Annotated in this window: 14 protein-coding genes and 2 tRNA genes; 13 read left to right on the top strand and 3 right to left on the bottom strand. The window is 41.9% G+C overall.

Features of this window, described 5'->3' with window-relative positions; all coding sequences use genetic code 11:
* Positions 1 to 13: 13 nt before the first annotated feature.
* Positions 14 to 1,147 (top strand): quinone-dependent dihydroorotate dehydrogenase, encoded by a 1,134-nt coding sequence (locus RMY64_RS03830; RefSeq protein WP_322699352.1) that lies wholly within the window; start codon positions 14 to 16, stop codon positions 1,145 to 1,147.
* A gap of 33 nt (positions 1,148 to 1,180) precedes the next feature.
* On the opposite strand, the gene RMY64_RS03825 is transcribed toward RMY64_RS03830, so the two are convergent.
* Positions 1,181 to 1,906 (bottom strand): hypothetical protein, encoded by a 726-nt coding sequence (locus RMY64_RS03825; RefSeq protein WP_322699351.1) that lies wholly within the window; start codon positions 1,904 to 1,906, stop codon positions 1,181 to 1,183.
* A 553-nt stretch (positions 1,907 to 2,459) separates the two neighbouring features.
* Between RMY64_RS03825 and RMY64_RS03820 the strand changes: the two genes are divergently transcribed.
* From RMY64_RS03820 to RMY64_RS03805, 4 genes are all read left to right on the top strand, one after another.
* Positions 2,460 to 2,589, top strand: a tRNA-OTHER gene (locus tag RMY64_RS03820).
* Positions 2,590 to 2,639: 50 nt separating this feature from the next.
* Positions 2,640 to 2,763: transfer RNA gene (locus RMY64_RS03815), tRNA-OTHER, on the top strand.
* 37 nt (positions 2,764 to 2,800) lie between these two features.
* On the top strand, positions 2,801 to 4,402 hold the full coding sequence (locus tag RMY64_RS03810) for a TROVE domain-containing protein (RefSeq protein WP_322699350.1): 1,602 nt from the start codon (positions 2,801 to 2,803) through the stop codon (positions 4,400 to 4,402).
* Between the two features lie 20 nt (positions 4,403 to 4,422).
* A complete protein-coding gene (locus RMY64_RS03805) occupies positions 4,423 to 4,638 on the top strand; it encodes a hypothetical protein (RefSeq protein WP_322699349.1) in 216 nt (71 codons plus the stop codon).
* Between the two features lie 102 nt (positions 4,639 to 4,740).
* Here RMY64_RS03805 and RMY64_RS03800 read toward each other — a convergent pair whose 3' ends face one another.
* Positions 4,741 to 5,589, bottom strand: coding sequence for a peptidoglycan-binding protein (locus tag RMY64_RS03800; RefSeq protein WP_322683163.1), 849 nt, complete (start codon positions 5,587 to 5,589; stop codon positions 4,741 to 4,743).
* 256 nt (positions 5,590 to 5,845) lie between these two features.
* Between RMY64_RS03800 and RMY64_RS03795 the strand changes: the two genes are divergently transcribed.
* A complete protein-coding gene (locus tag RMY64_RS03795) occupies positions 5,846 to 8,143 on the top strand; it encodes an NB-ARC domain-containing protein (protein WP_322689757.1) in 2,298 nt (765 codons plus the stop codon).
* A 329-nt stretch (positions 8,144 to 8,472) separates the two neighbouring features.
* Positions 8,473 to 9,819: a glutathione-disulfide reductase gene (gene gorA, locus RMY64_RS03790; protein WP_322699348.1), complete on the top strand. Its 1,347-nt coding sequence runs from the start codon at positions 8,473 to 8,475 to the stop codon at positions 9,817 to 9,819.
* Between the two features lie 297 nt (positions 9,820 to 10,116).
* Here gorA and RMY64_RS03785 read toward each other — a convergent pair whose 3' ends face one another.
* The gene (locus RMY64_RS03785; protein ID WP_322699347.1) at positions 10,117 to 12,489 is read right to left on the bottom strand and encodes a CHASE2 domain-containing serine/threonine-protein kinase; all 2,373 of its coding nucleotides are present in this window, start codon (positions 12,487 to 12,489) and stop codon (positions 10,117 to 10,119) included.
* A 736-nt stretch (positions 12,490 to 13,225) separates the two neighbouring features.
* On the opposite strand from RMY64_RS03785, the gene RMY64_RS03780 reads away from it, so the two are divergent.
* The 6 genes from RMY64_RS03780 to RMY64_RS03755 all read left to right on the top strand — a co-directional run bounded on the left by RMY64_RS03780 (position 13,226) and on the right by RMY64_RS03755 (position 22,245).
* Positions 13,226 to 13,747 carry an NYN domain-containing protein gene (locus tag RMY64_RS03780; protein ID WP_041565194.1) on the top strand — a complete coding sequence of 174 codons (522 nt, stop codon included), beginning with the start codon at positions 13,226 to 13,228 and terminating at the stop codon, positions 13,745 to 13,747.
* 102 nt (positions 13,748 to 13,849) lie between these two features.
* A complete protein-coding gene (locus RMY64_RS03775) occupies positions 13,850 to 15,454 on the top strand; it encodes a 2-isopropylmalate synthase (protein WP_322699346.1) in 1,605 nt (534 codons plus the stop codon).
* Between the two features lie 233 nt (positions 15,455 to 15,687).
* Positions 15,688 to 16,194, top strand: coding sequence for a GNAT family N-acetyltransferase (locus RMY64_RS03770; RefSeq protein WP_322699345.1), 507 nt, complete (start codon positions 15,688 to 15,690; stop codon positions 16,192 to 16,194).
* Positions 16,195 to 16,442: 248 nt separating this feature from the next.
* Positions 16,443 to 17,114, top strand: a complete 672-nt coding sequence (locus RMY64_RS03765; RefSeq protein ID WP_322699344.1) for a SnoaL-like polyketide cyclase — start codon at positions 16,443 to 16,445, stop codon at positions 17,112 to 17,114.
* A gap of 620 nt (positions 17,115 to 17,734) precedes the next feature.
* Complete coding sequence (locus RMY64_RS03760) at positions 17,735 to 18,184, top strand: hypothetical protein (protein WP_322699343.1); 450 nt, start codon at positions 17,735 to 17,737, stop codon at positions 18,182 to 18,184.
* Between the two features lie 32 nt (positions 18,185 to 18,216).
* A complete protein-coding gene (locus RMY64_RS03755) occupies positions 18,217 to 22,245 on the top strand; it encodes an NB-ARC domain-containing protein (protein WP_322699342.1) in 4,029 nt (1,342 codons plus the stop codon).
* Positions 22,246 to 22,263 lie beyond the last annotated feature (18 nt).

The following is a 22,263-nucleotide window of genomic DNA, read 5'->3' as shown; positions in this document are numbered from 1 at the left end:
TGTAAAGATTGAAATGGATATTTATCAACTTGCTATTCGTCCGCTTTTGTTCAATGTGGTAAAAACCGATTCGGAGTGGTTACACCAGCAGACAATTCGCAGTTTTAGCTGGCTATCAAAAACCCCTGCTAGTTGGGCAAACCAACGCTTACAAAAATCTTTATGTTTGTACGATTCGCGTCTAGAACAAAATTTGTTTGGGCTAAACTTCCCAAATCCCGTAGGGTTAGCGGCTGGCTTCGATAAGGATGGAGTCGCTGCGGGCATTTGGTCTAACTTGGGTTTTGGCTTTGCAGAAGTAGGAACTGTAACCTTTCACGCACAGCCAGGAAATCCGCGTCCCCGTTTGTTTCGCCTACCGTTGGATAAAGCTGCTCTCAATCGGATGGGCTTTAATAACAGTGGTGCAGTAGCAATGGCGGCACGTTTGGCACAAGAAAAGCATGAGCTTACCCGATCGATACCCATAGGGATAAATTTGGGTAAATCTAAGATAACTCCCCTAGAAGCAGCTGCACAGGATTATCTCGATAGTTTTCGTTTACTCAAGAATTTGGGAGACTATTTTGTTGTTAATGTCTCTTCTCCCAATACACCAGGGTTACGATCGCTCCAAGATGCTTCTATGCTCAGTGCCATTTTAGATTTATTACAACAAGAAAATAGGGCACATAAACCAATTTTTGTCAAGATAGCGCCAGATTTAGATTGGGTTGCGATCGCTGACATCATAACTCTTGCTAAAACTTACCAACTGGCGGGAATTATCGCCACTAATACAACCATCAGCCGCGATCGACTCAAAACCCAGGCGATTGACCAAACAGGCAAATCACCCCAGGATGAAGCAGGCGGAATTAGCGGTGAACCATTGCGCGATCGCTCCACTGAGGTAATTCGTTTTATTTGGCAGCAAACTCAAGGACAAATCCCAATTATTGGTGTTGGTGGTATTTTTTCTGCTGAAGATGCTTGGGAAAAAATTACTGCTGGTGCTAGCTTGATTCAGGTTTATACAGGCTGGATTTACGAAGGGCCAATGATGGTACGCCGAATTCTAGCTGGTTTACTTTCCAAGCTAGAACAAAGCGGATTAAATTCCATCAACGAAGCTGTGGGTTTACAAACAAAAATTCCAAAATTCTAATTACGAATTACGAATTACGAATTACGAATTGTTTTACCCTTCTTCCTCCACTGGGAAAAACTCTTTAGTTTTTTCCGAGAATGACCAGGCAATACCATCAGGGTCTTTGCTGCGGCTCCATTCAGGAAACTCTGGATCGTTTCGCCGTTTATAAACCGTGCTGGAATAGACATTGAGCCGTTTCGCAAGTTCAGATTGAATTAGAGAGCCAAAAATTAACTGTTTTTCCAGCGATCGTTTAGTTTCTTCATGTGTTTGTTGTGGAAGTGATTCGGTTTCTGGTTCTTCCTCCTGCGGGGTTGGTGGTGGTGCTAATAGCGATCGCGCTGTTTTAGTAACTGGTTGAGCCGGAAATTCTTTAACAGGCTCACTACTGTCAAGAATATTGCCGAGAATGCTGGCAGTTATAAAGTAATAAGACTGCCCTGCATCTTCAGAGTTGACTATACTAGCTCCAAATTCCGAGGCTTTACTATCCAAGTAGCGTTTTGCCGTTGTTCCAGGAAAATTGCCCCTGATTGCCAAGTCCATTGGCGTCAGTCTGCCCTGATTTTCACGAACCAATTGATGAAAAATTGGGTTAACTCGATAAGTCCACTGTTGCCATTGATATTCCTGCCAAAGCTTGAAGGCAATTACTAGCACAATTACCGCCAGTAAAATTCTCCAGGTAGTAACTAGGAAAATAATCAAAAACGAGATGGGCAAAAGTAGAACGAGAAAAGCCTTGCCGTTACCTTCTATAGGTTTCTCACTCATGCCGATTTTTGCCAAGTGAATTTTGGGAAATAATATTATTATATTGGCAAAAATTGAGACACTTTTTTGTATCGTTTGGCAAAGTCGTGGCAAAATTTTCGGCAAAAGCTTTATTCAGTAAGTGTTATAGGCTTATTAACTTTTTGCTCATATAAGATTGGTCTGCGATGCCTACGGCGGTAAACTACGCGCAAAACTTTTTACCAGAGAAAACAAGCGCCATACATCTCGGATAATCTGCTCCCGAAATTCTGAGCAATGGCTTGCTTATACTCCTCAGACTTTTCTTTACAAAGCACTTGACAACAGATAATACATATACTACAGTAATAATACAAGTCAACTTTCATGAGGGAGTTAGCTTTCACGAGTAGCGAATAGCTCAAATGGCAGAGCGCTCACCTTGCCCGGAAGGGCCGACGTATCGAGGGTTATCGCATATAACTAAAACACCCTCGATCAAACTTCTGGAGGTGTAGGTAAAAATCCTACTTCGCTACAGCAAATTTAGTGCTGAATTTTGAATTTTGAATTTTGAATTTTGAATTTTCATGTGGTGGGTAGCTCAGTGGATAGAGCGCCTAAATATCCTTATTCACCCCTTGCCTGAAAAGGCCGAAGAATTGAGGGTTATCGCCTGCCAAGCGGGAGGTCGCGGGTTCAAATCCCGCTCCACTACACCAAATCTAGTCCTGAATTTTGAATTTTGAATTTTGAATTTTGAATTTTTATGTGGCGGGTAGCTCAGTTTGGTAGAGCGCTAAACATCCTTGTTCACCCCTTGCCTGCAAAGGCCGACGAATTAGGGTTATCGATTAGGGTTCGAGAGGTCGCAGGTTCAAATCCTGCTCTGCCACCTTTCATTTTTGCCCGCAAGGGGCGGGAGATGAAGCGATGAATTACAATTTTTTCACTAAAAAGAAGACAACTACACCCCAAAATCAACCTATCCCCGGACGAGAAGCAGAAATGGTTCAGGGACGTTCCGGCGGCTGGATGTTTGATGCTGGTATTTGGAAAATGCTGCGCCGTTGTCTTTTAGTTGGCACAGCAAAAAGCACTTATTACGCTGGTAAACAGGAATTAACTGAGGATTTTGTGACAGTTGTAAGACTTGCTGTTGCCGAAAATCCTGGTCGTGTAGCAGAAGAAATTTTGTATGCTAGCGATGGACGCGCCATCAATAACAGCGCGCCTATCTTGGCTTTAGTGTTGCTATCGATGGGTGAAGCACCAGCAGCAAAACAGGCGTTTGGTGAAATTTTCCCGCAAGTTGTCCGCACTGGCAGCCACTTCTACGAATGGCTGAACTACACCAAATCTCTGCGGGGATTTGGCAAAGTAGTGCGGGAAGCTGGTAAAACTTGGCTCTCAAGGGAAGATGTCAAGGGTTTAGCTTATCAATTATTGAAATATCAACAGCGTCAAGGCTTCTCCCACCGGGATGCGTTGCGGTTGTTCCATGTCAAACCGCCTACAGAAAATCACCGTCAACTATTTGAGTGGGTAGTTAGAGGCTGGGAAGAATTGCCAGCAGATATCCCCTCAGAAGCGTTAGCGCAGATTTGGTGGTATGAGTGGCTGAAGCGGAATCCTACCCAAACCCATGAAGCTATTTCCCAAGGACGCTTAACCCACGAAATGGCTGCACCTGTGGGCAAAATGGATAAGCTTGCTTGGCAACTGCTATTTCAGGAAATGCCAATAGGTGCAATGTTGCGTAACCTGGGTTCTTTAACTGAACTAGGTGTGTTACAAGCTGATGAAAGCGCCAACTTGCTGCGAGTGGAAGCAGTTCTTAACAACAAAGAACATCTGCGTAAAGGTCGCATCCATCCAATTGATGTTTTGAAAGCACTCAAAACATATCAATCTGCTGGGACATTAGGACGCAGTAAGAAAACTTGGAATCCAGTTCCTCGGATTGTAGACATATTAGAGAAGGCGGTTGAACTGTCTTTTGATGTTGTGCAACCCACAGGTAAAGTTTTCATGCACGCCGTAGACGTTTCTGGTTCTATGGGTAGCATGGTTGCAGATATGGGACTAACTTGTTGTGAAATTGCCACCACAATGGCACTGGTGACAGCAAAAGCAGAGAAAAACTACATGATTCGCGGCTTTGCTACCGAATTCCGTGAATTAGATATTACCGCTAAAGATAGTTTTAGTTCTGCGGTTCGCAAAGCTAGCAATCAAAACTTTGGTGGAACGGATGCATCTGTAGCTTACGACTGGATGATTAAGAATAAGTTCAAAGCAGATGTAGTTTGCTTTTGGACTGACTCGGAAAGCTGGGCTGGGTATAAGCATCCAAGTCAAGCGCTGAAGGAGTACCGCAAAAAGATAAATCCCAACGTCAAGGCGGTGTATGTCACCTTGACACCGTACCAAATTACTTTAGTAGATCCTGAAGATTCGCTGTCTTGGGATTTGGCAGGGTTCGACCCAGGTACACCTCGGATCGTTCAGATGCTAGCTACGGGTGAATTGTAGATATTGCAGAAGGGTAAAGGATGAAACACTTTATCCTTCATGCTTCATGGCGGGTTACCCTTGTTCGCAACTTGCCTTTCGGGGCCGAAGAATTTAGGGTTATCGGTTACGTCTCCACCATTGTGGGGATTAGCGGGTTCAATCCCCGCACCCGCCTTTGTTTGATTTTTACCTTACGCAAAGAAGAAGGCGATTTAATTTTTGAATGGTCGTTTTTCTATTTCAGCGATGGGTAAGAGTAGGGTGTCTTCGATGTGCGTAGGCGCAGCCCGTCGTAGACATCGCTATTTTTAGAAGCACAACGATCGCTTATCATCTATTCACCGACTCAATGTTAATTAAATCAATGTCCCCAAAAAACCGATAATTGGTTTCCAAAAGATACCAGTTAACACATAAGGAGCATATTCTAAAAGCGGTAAACTTGAGTGCTTCGAGGGCTTCAGCGGTAAACACTCTAAGAGAAAAGGCACTATACAAGTGAGTCCATAGGCAGTTGCTAAGGCTATATTCCATTTCAGTTCATCTGCTGGTATGGGGCTACAATAAATACCCAGTAGAATGAAAGAGATCATTAAAAACTGCTTACAAAAAAACCAGGATTGGGGCGATAGAAAATAAACTAACTGGAGAAAGCTTTTGTTATCTATTTTTTGTCGCATTCCCATTAATACAGCCCAAGTCGCAGCCCCAACTACGCCATCATCTTTCAGTCCATAAGTTCTTTGAAAGCGTTTAACACCTCTTTCAGTTTCCCTACTAAAATACCCGTCGGGTTCTTTTTTGAAAAATCCTTCTTCATTAAGGATAGTTTGCAGTTCCTTAATAGCATCCTGTAATTTTGGCGACATACTTTTTTGATTGCGATAAAGCTTTGGGTAGAAAAGGCAAGCCCAACTCAGTGGGCCAACGATTCCATCCACCTGAAGATTATTGGCTTTCTGAAAATTTATTACAGCCTCTTCTGTTTCTATGTCAAATTTACCACTAATAGTTGAAAGAAAACCCTGAGCTTGTAATCGCTCTTGTAGTTCATCAATTGATTCCTGTGCAGAGTTTGGCGAAAAGTCTCGGTATAATATGGGACGTTTATTGAATACACAGACTTGTCTTTCTTCTGGGAAATAACGCCGAGATCGTTTTAGTTCAAATAAGATACTTAAGAACCTAAGTGTTGTATTTTTCATAGTTTTGTTGAGTAAACAGTTTGGAGAAGTTTTAAAGATTAGAAGCAGGCATTATCTGGAGTAACTCCCTACCTACCTAAAGACAAAAATCAATTTAGATACTAATATAGGAAGATTTACTATTAATAGCCAGTTGCAAAGTTAACAACGTGTTAATGCTTTGTAATGTTAAATAGATTGATACGATATCTGAAAATTTTGTCCGTTAAAATGTTCGTAATACAACATTTAATCAAAGACTAATAGGGCGATATTTATGTCAGATGAGCCAGAGGGTGGGAATCTGTCTGAAACCTGGTATCAAAAGGTTTTACAGGACTGGGATATAGATCGTTTATTGACTGACTTGGAGTCTAGAATTCAAAAGCGATACAGACAAAATACTAAGAAAGACCTGTTACTTGGGTTGCTGTGTGGGTATAGCTTGACAAAGATAAGTAAAGACTTATGTAGAGAAAACGCTAGTGTGAGAGTGGTATTGAGCAATATCTATCGAGATATTGAAACTTTGACAGGAGAACCAGACAACAGCGTTAGGTCAAGCAACCTTATTTGCATTCTAGAGAGACATGGATATCGCAGAGGTGTTGCTGTCCCCCACAATCTGCCATCACCAACATACACAGAATTTATTGGGCGCGAGGCAGATATGAAAAAGCTACTGGAACGCCTTTCGCCAGAGCATGGCGCTCACATGATTACAGTGCATGGCATTGGTGGCGTAGGGAAAACGGCGCTGGTGTTAGCAGCTGCTTACCTGTGCTTAGAAGCTAGTAACGAAAATAGTTCTGATGCACCTAAATTTGATGCGATTATTTTCACTTCAGCCAAACAACAAGAACTGATTCCCGATATGATTTTGCAGCGGCAGCAAGGACAGCGTAACCTACGCGAGATTTTTCGGGTAATTGCCAATGCCTTAAACGACTCTACAATTATTCAATCTCCTCCCAATGACCAATTTGAGCGTGTACGTCAATGTCTTTGTAAACAACGAACGCTTCTAATTGTTGACAATATGGAGACTATAGAAGACAGGGATGAGGTTATAGAATTCCTATATAATTTACCCATTTGCGTCAAAGTAGTAATTACTACCCGCGAACGAATTGCCCTGCTACCAATCAGTCTGCGAAACTTGCCTCTGAATGATGGTTTGCAGTTGATTCAGCAACAAGCTGAAGAGAAAGGTATAACTATCCAAGATGCAGACTCTAGCTTGCTCTACGATCGCACTGGAGGAATCCCCCTCGCTATTGTCTACGCACTCGGTCAAGTCTCCAGTGGCTACTCTTTGAACTTCGTATTGGAGCAGTTAGCCTCCGCTACAGGCGATGTGGCTCGTTTTTGCTTTGATGAATCAGTGCAAAATATCAAGGGACAGCCACCCCACAAGTTACTAATGTCATTGGCGATTTTTCCTGACTCTCCCATCCAAGCAGCTGTGGCTGAAGTAGCTGGACTGACATCTGCTCCTGATTCTGTCAATAATGGCCTGGTACGTTTGCAGCAACTCTCATTAGTGAATCTGAACTCAGAGACTAAACGATACGAAATGCTGTCTCTGACTCGTGAGTATGCCTTAGCACAATTAGCTGCTTACCCAGATTTTGAGAAAGAAGCACGGAAACGGTGGGTGAAATGGTATCTAAATTTTGCTTACAGATACGGCGGAGAAGATTGGGAGAACTGGATACATTACGACAGGTTAAAGGAAGAGGAAGGAAATCTACGGGCAGTACTTTATTGGTGTAAAAACCAAGACCATTATGCAGAAGTTAGGGATTTGTGGTTGCTCTTGAACCACTACGCCAATCTCTATGCTTATTGGGACGATCGCCTTGATTGGTTGCAATGGCTGATAGAACAATCAGAACTACGTGGTGAATGGTCATCTTTGGTGAAGTTCATGATCCGCAAAACCTGGCTGTTAATTCGGGAGTGTTCGCCTCAAAGTCTCACACAAGCAGACGAAATATTGCAGCGGGCATGGGTTTTACGCGACCATGCAGATTCATGCGTTCAAGCTGACTTAGCCGAAAGTATGGCTAGACTGCGAATCAGACAGAATAATTATATAGATGCACGCCACTGGCTAACGGTAGAAGAAAAATTAGCGATCGAGGCGAATCTAGACGGGCGACAGCACATCCGCTATTTTATTCCGGTTCTTTATCATCGGGCTGAAATCTTTTATTCAGAAGGGGAATATTTTTCAACCAAGAAGCTATTTCAAGATGTGATGAAAAGTGCAGAAAAAATAAATTGGCATCGGGTGATTAATTCTGCTCAAAATTGGCTTGCTGATATTGCCATCGACCAAGGCGATCGCGATGAAGCTCAAAAGCTATTAATTAAAGGCTTAACTGTCGCCGAAAGTAGCAATAATAAGCGGCGTCTGGCTCGTTATCAACGTTCTCTTGCGCGTTGGGAGAGAAGGTGGGGAAGTGCCCAGAAAGCTTGCCAATTATCTACTCAGGCTATTAATAGTTTTGAGCAATTGGGAATGACAAGGGATGCACAGGAGATGCAAATTTTACTAGATTGTCCATAATTATCTGCAAACAAGGTATTTCCAGTTTTTTCTAGCATGGCTGCTGCCCAAATTAGGCAATGGGTTACACGTTGTCGCCAGCGATCGCACTTCTAAGTTTTGCTCATGATAAAATACTTTATTTGTCAATAAAGTGTAATATAACTTAGTAATCATTGGGCGATCGCTATTCTTTTCGATTTAATACTATTAATGCGGCAATCTGCTAAATATTAGCCTGGTTTCATCCCAAATTGTCCACCCAAAGACAGTAGATGAAGTTTTGTGTGAATAACTATAAGGTATGAAATAGCTCTGCATTCCAAAAAGTGAAAAAGGAACAGATTTTTATGACATTTGATTACGATTTGTTTGTCATTGGTGCTGGGCCTGGGGGATTGGCAGCAGCTAAAAAAGCCGCTAGTTATGGTGTACGTGTCGCCATTGCCGAACAAGAAGCTATTGGTGGCACCTGTGTAAATCGCGGCTGCGTTCCAAAAAAGCTGATTGTCTACGCTGCTGACTTCGCCCTCAAAAATCAAATCGCACAAAGTTATGGGTGGAGTGACTGTCAAACATACTTTGACTGGACATTATTTATTAAGTCAGTACATCAGCATATTGACAGCGTTAACCAATCCTATTTTCAGCAATTGCAAAAAGCTGGAATTGAATTAATTTCTCAACGTGTCACTTTCATCGATACCCATACGATCGATATTGATGAACGCAAAGTTACAGCCGACAAAATTTTAATTGCTGTGGGAGGACAACCCCTTAAGCCCAAAATCCCAGGTATAGAATACGCCATTACATCCCGCGAGATGTTTCAGCTACCCTATCTGCCAAAACGTTTAGCAATTATTGGCGGCGGCTACATTGGTGTGGAATTTTGCAGTATGATGCACGCTTTCGGTTGTGAGGTGACGGTGATTGAAAAAGACGAGATGATTTTATCGGGGTTTGACGATCGCATTTGCTCTGCTGTACAACAAGGGTTGATTAAACGCGGAATTAAGTTTTTCACCAATAGCACTGTTCAAGAAATCAAATACTCAGAAGAGGGTTTGTTGTTAACTATTACTGGTGAGAGCCAAGAAATAATTACAGCAGATACCATCTTAGTTGCCACAGGTTACGCTCCAAATACCAAGAATCTTGGTTTGGAAAATGCCCATGTTGAACTTGGCGAAGATGGTGCAATCAAAGTAGATGAATACAGTCGCACCAGTCAAGAAAACATTTTTGCTGTGGGTGACTGCACCAGCCGCGTGCAATTGACTCCAGTGGCTAAGGCAGAAGGTATTGTCTTTGCCGATACAGTTTTTGGGAACAAGGCGCAAAAACTAAATTATGATTATGTGCCCACTGCTGTTTTTTGCCGTCCAGAAGCGGCTAGTGTGGGGATGACGGAGGCGAAAGCACGAGAAAAATTTGGTGAATCTGTAGAATGCTACTGCACCGAGTTCCAACCACTGTTGTATCAGATGATCGAACAGGATGAGCCAACCACTATAAAGTTAGTGCTAAATAGTGATTCTGGGCAAGTTTTGGGCGCTCACATGGTGGGCGAACATGCAGCAGATATCATTCAAAGTTTAGGTGTGGCAATTCGCAAGGGCATTACCAAGGAAGATTTGGATGAAACAATAGGCATTCATCCCACGACAGGAGAAGAATTTCTGTCGTTAAATTAAAATCATGTGCAGGACTGAGTGAAAAAGCCACAAATGAGAAGGGGGAAATCCTTCTTCTCATCTCCATATTTTTGTGCCCGATTATACTTTGACAACTCCAAAAATTAATACCAGTTCAATTAATTATTGCAACACATCTTTGAGTAAAGACGCGATTCATCGCGTCTCTACAAGTAGTCTATTTGTCGCATTATTTTTTCAAACTGGTATAAAATATTCAAATTTTTGTATCCAATACAACTATCAGATTTGGCTTTGCCTACTTAAGAACAGCTTCCAGAGTAATTGGAGATTTTTTTATTTGGAAGTTTCTTGTCCTTCTGAGTAAGATTTTGTGGGTATGTCTAAATCGTCTAAAGTATTCATTAATAAGTCATTTTCTGGAATATAGTCTCTCTGTTGGAAATTTACCAAATCATCAAGAGCTTTAATAGCTTCAAGATCCTTAAGAGCCTCTGATGCAGACTGATATCGCTCTTTGAAGTCAGCCACCACCATTTTACTGAGAATCTGAGCTAGGGAGTGGCTGACCTGAGTGCGTAGTTTATCGCCGTAGGCATCTCTCCATTTGATTTCCCCCTTAGCGTCTCTATCTAGCTCACGGGGTGCTACACCAGTCAAGGCTTTAATCCCAACCATGCCAACTGCATAGATATCACTACTGTACTGTGGACGCCCAAAACATTGTTCGCTTGGTGCGTAACCCTGAGTACCAATACCAATGGTGAAAGGGGTGGACTCTTGAGGATCGAGCTGTTTGATGCCGACTTCCTTAACGGCTCCAAAGTCAATCAACACCAGTTTTCCGTCTGAGTGTCGCCGGATGATATTGCTGGGTTTAATATCCCGATGAATCACGTGGTTTTCATGGACAAATGTTAATGTTTGCAATAAGTCCCTGATAATTTTGATCGCGGCAATTTCATCAATTGCTCTACCTGCTGGAAGTTCTTGATTTAAAGGATGACCAATTATCTGTTCTTGGACTAAATAAAATTCTTCATCTTCTTCAAAATAGGCCAAAAGTTGAGGAATTTGAGCGTGCCTTCCCAATTTTTCTAGTGTTTGTGCTTCTGAGTGAAATAAACGTCTGGCAAGTTGCAATCCTTCTGGTTTGGTGTTGGCTGGTTTTAGTTGTTTGACAACACATCGCGGATTTCCAGGACGTTGGGTATCTTCGGCAATGTAGGTTTCACTAAATCCACCGGAACCGAGAACTTTGACAATTTTGTAGCGTCTCGCCAAGACTTTCCCTGATAAGGCTAAATCTCGTTGTTGGATTAGGTGTTGGAAATCATCTTGTTGGCTGATAATCTCTTGGACAACGGGTGAAGTTTTATACTTCTGAAAAATGTCTACTAATTGGCGTTTTCTGATGCTTTCTCTGATGACTGAGGTTGCCAAATAGGAAATTCCGGTCATGGCGATCGCGATCGCTGGTACGCTAGTGGGAAAAATTAACTGACCATAGACAAATAACCCATAGCTAATTCCTCCCCAAGCGCCAGACAAAGCGAGGCTATAGAAAAATCTATGGATGCTACGTTTGCGTCTGCTAATCATCAAGGCTGAACTGCCAACTAGCATCAGCACAAACAAACCCTGCAATGGTGGACTCTTAATTCCTGGGGCGATCGCTTTTCCTGTCATCAAAGTTGCGATCGCATTGGCGTGAATTTCTACGCCCGACATCGGGTCAGTACTATTACTACCAGCAACTGGATAATAATCATTATGTAACCGATCTGTTGCACCAATCAGCACGATTTTGTCTTTGAACACCTTTCCTTGCTGCAAATAGCTGTTCCAGTTTTGCGGATCGAGTACGTGCCAAAAAGGTTTTTGCTCAAATGTACCCGCAGGCCCCCAAAAATAAATGCGATCGCCTTTTGGTCGGGGATAATTTATTTGCGCTGCCTTCAGCGCGGCTTCATCAAAAGAGAGTCGCTTTTTGGTAAATAAATTATCTTCACCTAATAATTTGGGATACTCACTCGCTAATCGATGAACTTTTCCATCTACTTCTAAAGGAAAATTAACTGAACCAATGGATACTAACTTTGTACGAAACATTTGTTGTGGGTCTGTCAGTTGCGTAAAAGACCCTTGGTGCGTCTGGGAGTTTTCGTAAACGGCTGCTAAGGTAACTTTATTGCCATATTTTTGCAGTACTGCCTGAAATTGGCGATCGTCTGCAACTCCATAGCTGCTTGCTGTATCAAAAACTACATCTAATGCTACAGCGCGGGCACCTGCTTCGATTAATTTTGTAATTACCTGGGAGTATGCAGCCCGTTTATAAGGATAAGATTTCAGTGTTTCTAAGTAGGCATACTGTTTCGGATCTGTTTTATAGTACTGTTCGGGAACCGATATTGACTGGTCGTCTATTGCTAAAATTACGATGTCTTCTGGAGGCGCGATCGGGCCGCGCAGTTGAAAAAAGCCAGAAAGCACCTGATTTTCCATCAATTGAACCGATTCCCCACCAGAAGCGCTCAATAGTGCGCCCCCAATTGCCCAAGTACCTGCCAGTAGATGACCTAAGCGAACCATCCAGCGAGAGTGGCGAGCAGATGCTGTTGAAGTCACTTTTGTTGGTTTACTTGACAGTCTATTGGCAGTAGAGACATAGTTTTTAGTTAAGGTAGATGTAGGTTCTTCTGCCATATCGTGTTACTGATTGATTTTAGTCCAACACTTTTATTTATTCAGACCGCGTTTTAGTGTAAGCACATTGAAATAAGACTTAAATGATAATCTTATACATTTGTAAAGTATCTTCTATTCATCAACAAAATTTTATTGGCAGAGCCAGCCCCCAAAAAATTCTTACTCAACCACTACTTAATTTATTCTTTTTCTGGTGAATGAGTTACAAGTAGTGATTGTCTCATAGATCGGAGTCGGATATACTCTACCAGTGCATTTGGTTCTGGCAAGATTTTACCCTAACCTAACCAACAAGTACGTTACTAACTGGGTGCCTTACCATAAGCAGTCCAAGGCTGTCTTCTGTCTCTGGCGCAATGTTGGTAATCTCCACAAAGCGTGTCCTGATACTGACAGCTTTAGCGAAATATAGGGTTTAATTTATATCTTACCTTAAGCCGATGTGATACCTCTTTAGGAGTAAACTTTAGGGTTATGCAGCGATGAATGCTGTTATTAGGTCAATTTTCTGGGTGGATTTTGATCGCCGCGTGGCTCTTGCTGTGCTGGGTGAATCAGGTTAACATCCTGGATCTCAACTCCAATATTGCAAGCGTTTTTATGTCTTGAAAGAGGTAGGATAAAAGCTATAGATAAAGAACTACGTTATAGATATTAGCAAACAAGGCATTTGAAAATTGCTATAATCTATTGTTCCATCTAAATTCATATATATTATTAGGTGTAAATTTGTATGGGTTCTCCAATGAATCGTCTATCTATTTTTGTAGATGGAAACAATATGTTCTATGCTCAACAAAAAAATGGCTGGTTTTTTGACCCGCGACGAGTCTTAGAATACTTCAAACATGAGCAATCAGAAACAACATTAATTAATGCCTTCTGGTACACTGGCTTAAAAGATCCACAAGACCAGCGAGGTTTCAGAGACGCTCTAATTAGTCTAGGATATACAGTACGAACTAAAATTCTGAAAGAATATTATGATGATACGTCAGGTCGTTACTCGCAAAAAGCGAATTTAGATATTGAAATTGTTGTAGATATGTTTAATACAGTAGACCAGTATGACCGAGTAGTATTATTCAGTGGTGATGGAGATTTTGAAAGAGCAATCGAACTATTACGCTCAAAAAATACACATATTACGGTAGTATCAACAGAAGGAATGATTGCTAGAGAACTACGCAATGCTACAGATAGATATATAGATTTAAATGATATCAGAGATCAAATAGAAAAAACTGAAGGTTAGTAGCTTTAACAATTATTTACAAAAATAAGAGTAAAAGAAAAACTAGGGTTGAAGATATATTAAGCCACAAGTAAACACTAAACACTAAACAACAAACGGCAAATGAGAAACAAAACAGATCGAATCATCATTTTTGATACAACATTGCGAGATGGAGAGCAGTGTCCGGGAGCGACTTTGAATATAGACGAAAAGCTAGTTATTGCCAAGCAATTAGCGCGTCTAGGTGTAGATGTAATTGAAGCAGGCTTTGCCTTTGCGAGTCCCGGAGATTTTGAAGCAGTCAAGAAAATTGCTCAAATTGTCGGGACAGAAAATGGGCCGGTCATTTGTAGTTTGGCAAGAGCGATTAAAGCTGATATTGAAGCGGCTGCGGAAGCATTAAAACCAGCAGTTAATGCCAGAATTCACACATTTATTTCGACTTCTGATATTCATTTAGAGTATCAATTGCGAAAGTCACGGGCAGAAGTGTTAGCGATCGCCGAAGAAATGGTCGCTTATGCCAAATCTTTCATGACAGATGTGGAATTTTCGCCAATGGATGCGGCTCGTTCCGATCCAGAATTTTTGTACCAAGTGTTAGAGCGAACGATCGCAGCTGGTGCAACAACAGTTAACATTCCCGATACCGTAGGTTACACAACCCCTAGCGAATTTGGAGCCATAATTAAAGGCATTATCGAAAATGTCCCCAACATCGACCAAGCGATTATTTCCGTTCACGGTCATAATGATTTAGGCTTGGCAGTTGCTAACTTTTTAGAAGCCGTAAAAAATGGCGCACGGCAACTAGAATGTACGATCAATGGCATTGGCGAACGCGCCGGAAATGCATCACTCGAAGAATTGGTAATGGCGTTGCACGTGCGGCGGCAATATTTTAACCCTTATCTCGGCAGACCAGAAGATTCTCAAGAATCGCTGACAAATATCGACACCCGACAAATTTACAAAACCTCACGCTTAGTTTCTAATTTGACGGGAATGTTGGTACAAGCAAATAAAGCGATCGTGGGTGCGAATGCCTTTGCCCATGAGTCTGGGATTCACCAAGATGGTGTGTTAAAAAACAGACTTACCTACGAAATTATGGATGCCCAATTGATTGGTTTGACAGACAATCAAATAGTTTTGGGCAAACATTCAGGTAGAAATGCTTTCCGCACGCGGTTAAAAGAATTGGGCTTTGAACTGGCGGATACTGAATTAAATAAAGCATTCGTCAGATTCAAAGACGTAGCAGATAAAAAGAAAGAAATTTCTGATTGGGATTTGGAAGCGATCGTTAACGATGAAATCCAACAAGCACCCGATTTGTTCCGGGTAGAGTTGGTGCAAGTTTCCTGTGGTAGCAACGCCCGTCCCACCGCTACAGTTACTCTGCGCACCCCAGAAGGTGAAGAATTAACCGATGCTGCGATCGGTACTGGGCCAGTGGATGCAGTTTACAAAGCTATCAACCGTGTGGTGAATGTACCCAACCAGTTGATTGAGTTTTCCGTGCAGTCAGTAACAGGTGGTATTGATGCCCTTGGAGAAGTGACGATTCGTTTACGTTATGAGTCTAAAGTGTTTTCTGGTCATGCAGCCAATACAGATATCATCGTGGCATCCGCGCAAGCTTATGTAAATGCGTTGAATAGGTTGTATGCATCTTTGCAAACTCAAGAAAAGCCAGAGGAAGTAACTGCACAGAAAGTCTAAGATCGGAATCTGTGAAACTGCCAGTTTTTAGCTGATGCTAACAAACTCTTCTCCAACTTTAGCTACGGTGTACACACAAGTCTGAAATAGCTGATTAATCAGGGTTTTACCCCACCCTAATCCTCCCCTTGCAAAGGGGAGGGAACTAGATAGATTTTCTTGTTTCCCCCCTTGCCAAGGGGGGTAATTCGACTTCTGTGTACACGGTAGCCAACTTTGGGGAGGAGTTATTTGTGATTTCTAAAAAATTGTTGGAAATTATGCTGACAGAAAAACATATAACTATCAGAGAAGCCACCAGCAAAGAAGATTCAGTGATTGCACAACACTTTTATCAAATGTGGCTAGATATTGGTGTTGATGAGAGTAATCTACTTGTGGAGTGGCAGAATATTACCCTCCAATTTCTAGAAGATGCGCATCGAGATTTGTTTTACAAGGCTTTTATTGCAGAGGTTGATAATACAGTTGTGGGTTCTGTAAGTTGTCAACTTTTTGCAGGTTTATACCCGAATGTTTTCAAAGATGAATACCGCAAATTTGGATATATTTGGGGCGTTTATGTCGAACAATCTTACCGCAGACAAGGAATTGCCAAATCTTTAACTAATAGAGCAATTGAATATTTCAAAGCGATCGCTTGCACGCGAGTGCTTCTTAATGCCTCACCATCAGGTAAACCAGTTTACTCCAGTCTCGGTTTTTCTGAAGGAAATTTAATGCAATTAGATTTGATTTAAGGACAGCAATTTGTTGCGTTGTAGTGATGATCGATCAACTTAAATTGATGTAAGAAGATATTTGTCAAACTTACGTTAAATAGGATAACTGTAAGTGTTCAGATGTATGTATTTATTATTCTGATTTCTACTATAAGTCAAGTTTATTGAGTTAATTATGAATATTTTTTACTTTTTTCGATTTTGAGATTTACTTATATGCATAAAACTTTATTCTGAGAAACGATGTTTATAATTAGTCAGCTTGTATGAGTAGCGAAAAGACAACAGAATTGCCACTCTGGGTACAAGATAGAGATATAGTCATTGCTCGTGATGAAGAAGTACAGTGGCGAGAAGGAAAACGCCCGGATTATTCATACACCAATGAATTTCTTCATCAAGAGAGTAAATTTCAGCATCCAGAAGGTTCAATAGAAGCGATCGCTCAAAACTTAGTCCGCACTTTTGAGATGGAAGCTTCTAATAAATCTAATCCTCAACAGTGGCTTTCGATTGTTACCGATAAGTTTAAAATGAGTACCAATGGCGGACAACAATTCACTGCTCAGGATGTTGCAGATGAAGGTACTTATAACCTCTTTTTGGGTAAAACTGAGCAATATGACTCTGAAACAGAAACCTTTGAATCTTCATTTCAAGTTTTTCATACAGCCTTTCCCAATGGCTTCCTTTGGGAATTAACAGAAGTTCTTTCGGGGCCGCCTAATGTTACCTTTAAGTGGCGACATTGGGGAACATTTAATGGTTCCTATAAGGACTATGTACCCACAGGTGAAACAATAGAAATTGTAGGAGTTAGTATTGCTCGCGTCACTGATGATTTGAAGATTGAGTCTCTAGAGCATTATTTTGATAATAATGTCTTTCTTCAGAAATTAACGGCAGGTGGTTGCCCTTTCCATTCCCAAAATCAGTAGATATAGTGTGCGTTACGCCGTAGGCTAACACCATTTCACTATAACCCTGATACATATAGATTTCGCGTAGGGGTATAACATGTTGTGCCCCTACCAACGTATTTGTATCATAATTCAAGAACGCACCTTGAATTGTTGACAGTGCGTTGCAGCAATCTGATTTGCCTAACTCACGATCGCAGCGATCGCCCACCCATCCAGTGTTATCCTCAAGAACATTAGGAATTAATTACCAAGGCAGATGACTATTACTGTCAACCTGACTTAAGCAACTGCCAAAACATTACGATATTAGTCACCAACATTACGATATTAGTGAGTAATTTTACCACATTAGTCATCAAACATTACGATATTAGTGACGAATATTACAATATTAGTCACCAACATTACGATATTAGTGAGTAATATTACCGCATTAGTCATCAAACATTACAATATTAGTCACCAACATTATAATATTAGTCATCAACATGAAAGCGATCGTGAATAAACTGAAGCTTGTATAAAGTTAAAATATATTATCTCTATAAAAATTATTACATTAAGTGATTACCCTGAGTTTGACCGCTTATTTGACCGCTTATTATCAGGTGTTAATACAAAATTAGAGTAAGCAAATGGATATAGTAACTTTAACTACTTTCTTGACTCCTTTTTTACCGTACTTACTGAAGGCAGGAGAGAAAGCAGCTGAAGAAGCTGGTAAGAAATTGGGTGAAGGGTTTGGTGCTAATGCCTGGGAAAAAGCTAAGGCTTTGTGGACTAAGTTGCAACCAAAGGTAGAGGCAAAGCCAATGGCAAAAGGTGCAGCAGAAGAATTGGCTAATTCTCCTAATGATGCAGATGCCAAAGAAACACTCCAGAAGCAACTCAAAAAATTTCTGGATGAAGATAAAAATTTATATGCTGAGATTGCCCGTTTGATGCAAGAAGATTCAGAGGCAATCTCTAAAGTTGTTAATAGTTTTAATCAAACAATATCTGGTGATGACAACGTAGTGCAAAACATTGCGGGTGATGGTAATAAGGCGATTGGCACAGTGGGAGGTGATGCAACTATCAATTAGTCAGAAAACTAGAATAATAGGAAGTTAAAACTGTGCAGAAAAGAAGCCTGAGAAGGTTATGGAAGCAGATAATACTTTTTTTATCTAACTTAGCTGGCTTCTTGAGAGGGAATCGTCGGAGATTAAAGCGTCGGCGACATCCACTTAGAGATGAAGTTGCTCAAACTCATTTAGATAGACAAATTCCGTCTCAGGCTGAAAAACCAATTTTAGGTAACGTAGAAAACAATGAAACTTCTGTAACCAGTTTAAATCCTGATATTAAATCTCAGTTTAAACAAACAATTTCAGGTAATAAAAATGTTGGTCAAAACGTTGAGGGTGACAACAACATTATTGTAGGTCAGGTAGAAGGCAGCCTCACTATTAATTATCATCGCCCAACTGACAGACCTTTTCAAGCACCGAGTTTACCTGCCCATTTTGTCGATCGCCCACAAGTTACTGTAGAAATTAAAGCTCGTCTACTGGCAAATACATCTAATGCTGGTGCTTTGCTCATCAGTGCTATTCACGGTTTAGGTGGCATTGGCAAGACAACTTTAGTTACTGCCCTTGCCCATGATGAAGATATCCAAAAACGTTTTTCTGGTGGTGTGCTTTGGGCAACTTTGGGACAGGAACCAGATATTCTCTCTGAGTTGAGTAAGTGGGTACAAGCTCTAGAAGGAGACTATAAGATTAGCGCAACTAACATAGAGACTGCTAAAGCCCATTTGCGAAGTTTACTACATGATAAAGCAGTTTTACTGATAGTTGATGATGCTTGGGAACCAGATAAAGTTAAACCCTTTCTGGTAGCAAGTTCCCAATCCCAACTATTAATCACTTCGCGGCGGGCTGATGTGGCTGATGCCGTGAGTGCTTATTTGCAACAATTGAATTTGATGACGCCAGAAGAATCTCTGGAATTAATTTCTAAGTCTTTAGAACGAGAAATAGAAGAAGTAGAGAAACAAGAGGCTTTGAGAGTAGCCAAGGCTGTGGGATACCTACCCATCGCACTGAATTTGGTAGCAGCAAGAGTTAAACGGGGAGTTGCATGGGTGAAGCTGGAAACGGCTTTGAAACAAGAGGTTGCAAACTTAAAAATATTATACGGGCCGCGTCAAGAAAACTTTTTAGAAGCAACCTTTAATTTAAGCCTGAAAGCTTTGAGGGACTTTAACGAACAAGCTTGGGAAAATTTTATTTGGTTGGGAATTTTGCCAGAGGATGTAACAATAGCCGTACCAATGGCAGTTACATTATGGGATATAGAATCCCAGGATGAAGCTAATGAGTGTTTAGAGCTACTTTGGAATGATGCCTTACTTCAGTCTGATTCGCCTGTATTTGTTGGTGGTGTTGAGTGGAAAGGCTACAAGATACATGACTTATTGCATGATGTAGCTCGTAGTCGATTAATTAAATCTCCGCCTACAGGAATGGGTTTTAATTTACTCAATGCTCACAGCCAACTGCTAGAACGATATCGGCTAAAGACTGAAAAAAATCTTTGGCATATCCTGCCTAATGATGGTTACATTCATCAAAATTTAGTTTGGCATTTAGAGAAGGCTGAACGAGTTGAAGAAATTCACTCCTTATTGCGGGAAGAGTCGCAGACATCAAGCAATGGCTGGTTTGAAGCGCGAGAAAAATTAGGACAAGCTGAGGATTACATAACAGATTTTTTTCGTGCCTGGGAATTAGCAGAAGCCAATTGGACTGAATCAACTTTGCCCCAAGTTGTAGGTTTGCAGTGTCGCTATGCTTTGATTACTGCATCCCTGAATAGTTTGGCAGGTAATTTACCAGTAAAACTGCTGGTTGCATTGATCAAAAATAATTTCTGGACTCCTGAACAAGGATTAGCTTACGCCTTGCAAAACCCAAATCCACAGCAGAAAGTCAACTCCCTGAAAGAACTAGTCAACTATTTGCCATCAAATCTCAAAGAACTAGCACTGCAAAAAGCGTTAGCTGCTGCCAGGGAAATTCAAGATGAGAGCGATCGCGCCAATGCCTTGAGTGTCTTAGCTGAGAAACTGCCAGAGTTATTACCAGAAGCCCTTGCTGCTGCCAGGTCAATTCAGTCTGAGTATTCTCGCGCCAATGCTTTGAGTGTTTTAGCTGAGAAACTGACACCAGAATTATTCCCAGAAGCTCTCACTGCTGCCAGGTCAATTCAGTATGAAGAGCATCGCGTCAATGCTTTGAGTGCCTTAGCTAAAAAGCTGCCAGAGTTATTGCCAGAAGCCCTTGCTGTTGCAAGGTCGATGCCAAATGGGGAGTATCGTGCCAATGCCTTGAATGCCTTAGCTGAAAAACTGCCAGAGTTGTTGCCAGAAGCCCTTGCTGCTGCCAGGTTGATTCAGCATGAGTATTCTCGTGCCATGCTTTTGAGTGCCTTAGCTGAGAAACTGCCAGAGTTGTTGCCAGAAGCACTTGCTGCTGCCAGGTCAATTAAATATGGAGAGTATGGCGATAAGGATTATAGCGCCAATGCTTGGAGTGCCTTAGCTGAGAAACTGCCACCAGAATTATTCCCAGAAGCCCTCGCTGCTGCCAGGTCAATTCAGGATGAGAGCAATCGCGCCAATGCTTTGAGTGCCTTAGCTGAAAAAATGCCAGAGTTATTGCCAGAAGCCCTTGCTGCTGCCAGGTCAATTCAGTTTAAGAGCGATCGCGCCAATGCTTTGAGTGCCTTAGCTGAAAAACTGCCAGAGTTATTGCCAGAAGCCCTTGCTGCTACCAGGTCTATTCAGGATAAGAGGTATCGTGCCCCTGCCTTGAGTGCCTTAGCTGAGAAACTGCCGCCAGAGTTATTGCCAGAAGCTCTCGCTGCTGCCAGGTCAATTCAGGATGAGAGCAATCGCGCCAATACTTTGAGTGCCTTAGCTGAAAAACTGCCAGAGTTGTTGCCAGAAGCCCTCGCTGCTGCTAGAGCAATTCAGGATGAGAGGTATCGTGCCCCTGCTTTGAGTGCCTTAGCTGAAAAACTGCCGCCAGAGTTATTGCCAGAAGCCCTTGCTGCTACCAGGTCAATTCAGGATAAGGAGTATCGCGCCAATGCTTTGAGTGCCTTAGCTGAAAAACTGCCAGAGTTATTGCCAGAAGCCCTCGCTGCTGCCAGGTCGATTCAGTTTGAGAGCAATCGCGCCAATGCTTTGAGTGCGTTAGCTGAAAAACTGCCAGAGTTATTGCCAGAAGCCCTTGCTGCTACCAGGTCAATTCAGTTCTATGAGGATACTTGCGCCAATGCTTGGAGTGCCTTAGCTGAGAAACTGACACCAGAGTTATTCCCAGAAGCTCTTGCTGCTGTCAGGTCAATCGAAGATGAGGAGTATTGCGCCAATGCCTTGAGTGCCTTAGCTAAGAAACTGCCGCCAGAATTATTGCCAGAAGCCCTCGCTGTTGCCAGGTCAATTGAAGATGAGGAGTATCGCGCCAATGCTTTGAGTGCCTTAGCTGAAAAACTGCCAGAGTTATTGCCAGAAGCCCTCGCTACTGCCAGGTCAATTCAGTTTGAGAGCAATCGCGCCAATGCTTTGAGTGCCTTAGTAGAGAAATTACCACCAGAGTTATTGTCAGAAGCCCTTGCTGCTGTCAGGGAAATTAAGGATGAGAGGTATCGCGCCAATGCTTTAAGTGCTTTAGCTAAAAAACTACTAGGGTTATTGCCAGAAGCCCTCGCTGTTGCTAGGTCGATTCAGCATGAGAGCGAGCGCGCTTATGCCTTGAATGCGTTAGCTGAAGAACTACCAGAGTTATTGCCAGAAGCCCTTGCTGCTGCCAGGTCAATTCAGGATGATAGCGATCGCGCCAATGCTTTGAGTGCCTTAGCGGATAAACTACCACTAGAGTTATTGCAAGAAGCCCTCGTTGTTGCCAGGTCAATTCAGCATGATAGCGATCGCGCTAATGCTTTAAGTGCCTTAGCTTTCGGTTTGTCACAAATGCCATCTGCTAAACTTTTCCCTCTCTGGCAAGATACACTTCATCAACTCTCTCTTCGCGCTCGCCCTGACTTGCTACAAGATATCCCTCTTCTGTCACTTTCCGACATAAGCAAGTAGTAAATAACTGAAATTATC

This window comes from Nostoc sp. DedQUE08 (assembly GCF_034530895.1).
Classification (GTDB): domain Bacteria; phylum Cyanobacteriota; class Cyanobacteriia; order Cyanobacteriales; family Nostocaceae; genus Nostoc.
This window is presented reverse-complemented; position numbering and strand designations above follow the sequence as displayed.

Bases quoted from the DNA above. Each gene is read 5' to 3' on its own strand.
- RMY64_RS03830 (WP_322699352.1), top strand. From the start codon at position 14: ATGGATATTTATCAACTTGCTATTCGTCCGCTTTTGTTCAATGTGGTA.
- RMY64_RS03795 (WP_322689757.1), top strand. From the start codon at position 5,846: ATGTCAGATGAGCCAGAGGGTGGGAATCTGTCTGAAACCTGGTATCAA.
- RMY64_RS03825 (WP_322699351.1), bottom strand. From the start codon at position 1,906: ATGAGTGAGAAACCTATAGAAGGTAACGGCAAGGCTTTTCTCGTTCTA.
- RMY64_RS03780 (WP_041565194.1), top strand. From the start codon at position 13,226: ATGGGTTCTCCAATGAATCGTCTATCTATTTTTGTAGATGGAAACAAT.
- RMY64_RS03785 (WP_322699347.1), bottom strand. From the start codon at position 12,489: ATGGCAGAAGAACCTACATCTACCTTAACTAAAAACTATGTCTCTACT.
- gorA (WP_322699348.1), top strand. From the start codon at position 8,473: ATGACATTTGATTACGATTTGTTTGTCATTGGTGCTGGGCCTGGGGGA.
- RMY64_RS03760 (WP_322699343.1), top strand. From the start codon at position 17,735: ATGGATATAGTAACTTTAACTACTTTCTTGACTCCTTTTTTACCGTAC.
- RMY64_RS03775 (WP_322699346.1), top strand. From the start codon at position 13,850: ATGAGAAACAAAACAGATCGAATCATCATTTTTGATACAACATTGCGA.
- RMY64_RS03765 (WP_322699344.1), top strand. From the start codon at position 16,443: ATGAGTAGCGAAAAGACAACAGAATTGCCACTCTGGGTACAAGATAGA.
- RMY64_RS03805 (WP_322699349.1), top strand. From the start codon at position 4,423: ATGAAACACTTTATCCTTCATGCTTCATGGCGGGTTACCCTTGTTCGC.
- RMY64_RS03810 (WP_322699350.1), top strand. From the start codon at position 2,801: ATGAATTACAATTTTTTCACTAAAAAGAAGACAACTACACCCCAAAAT.
- RMY64_RS03800 (WP_322683163.1), bottom strand. From the start codon at position 5,589: ATGAAAAATACAACACTTAGGTTCTTAAGTATCTTATTTGAACTAAAA.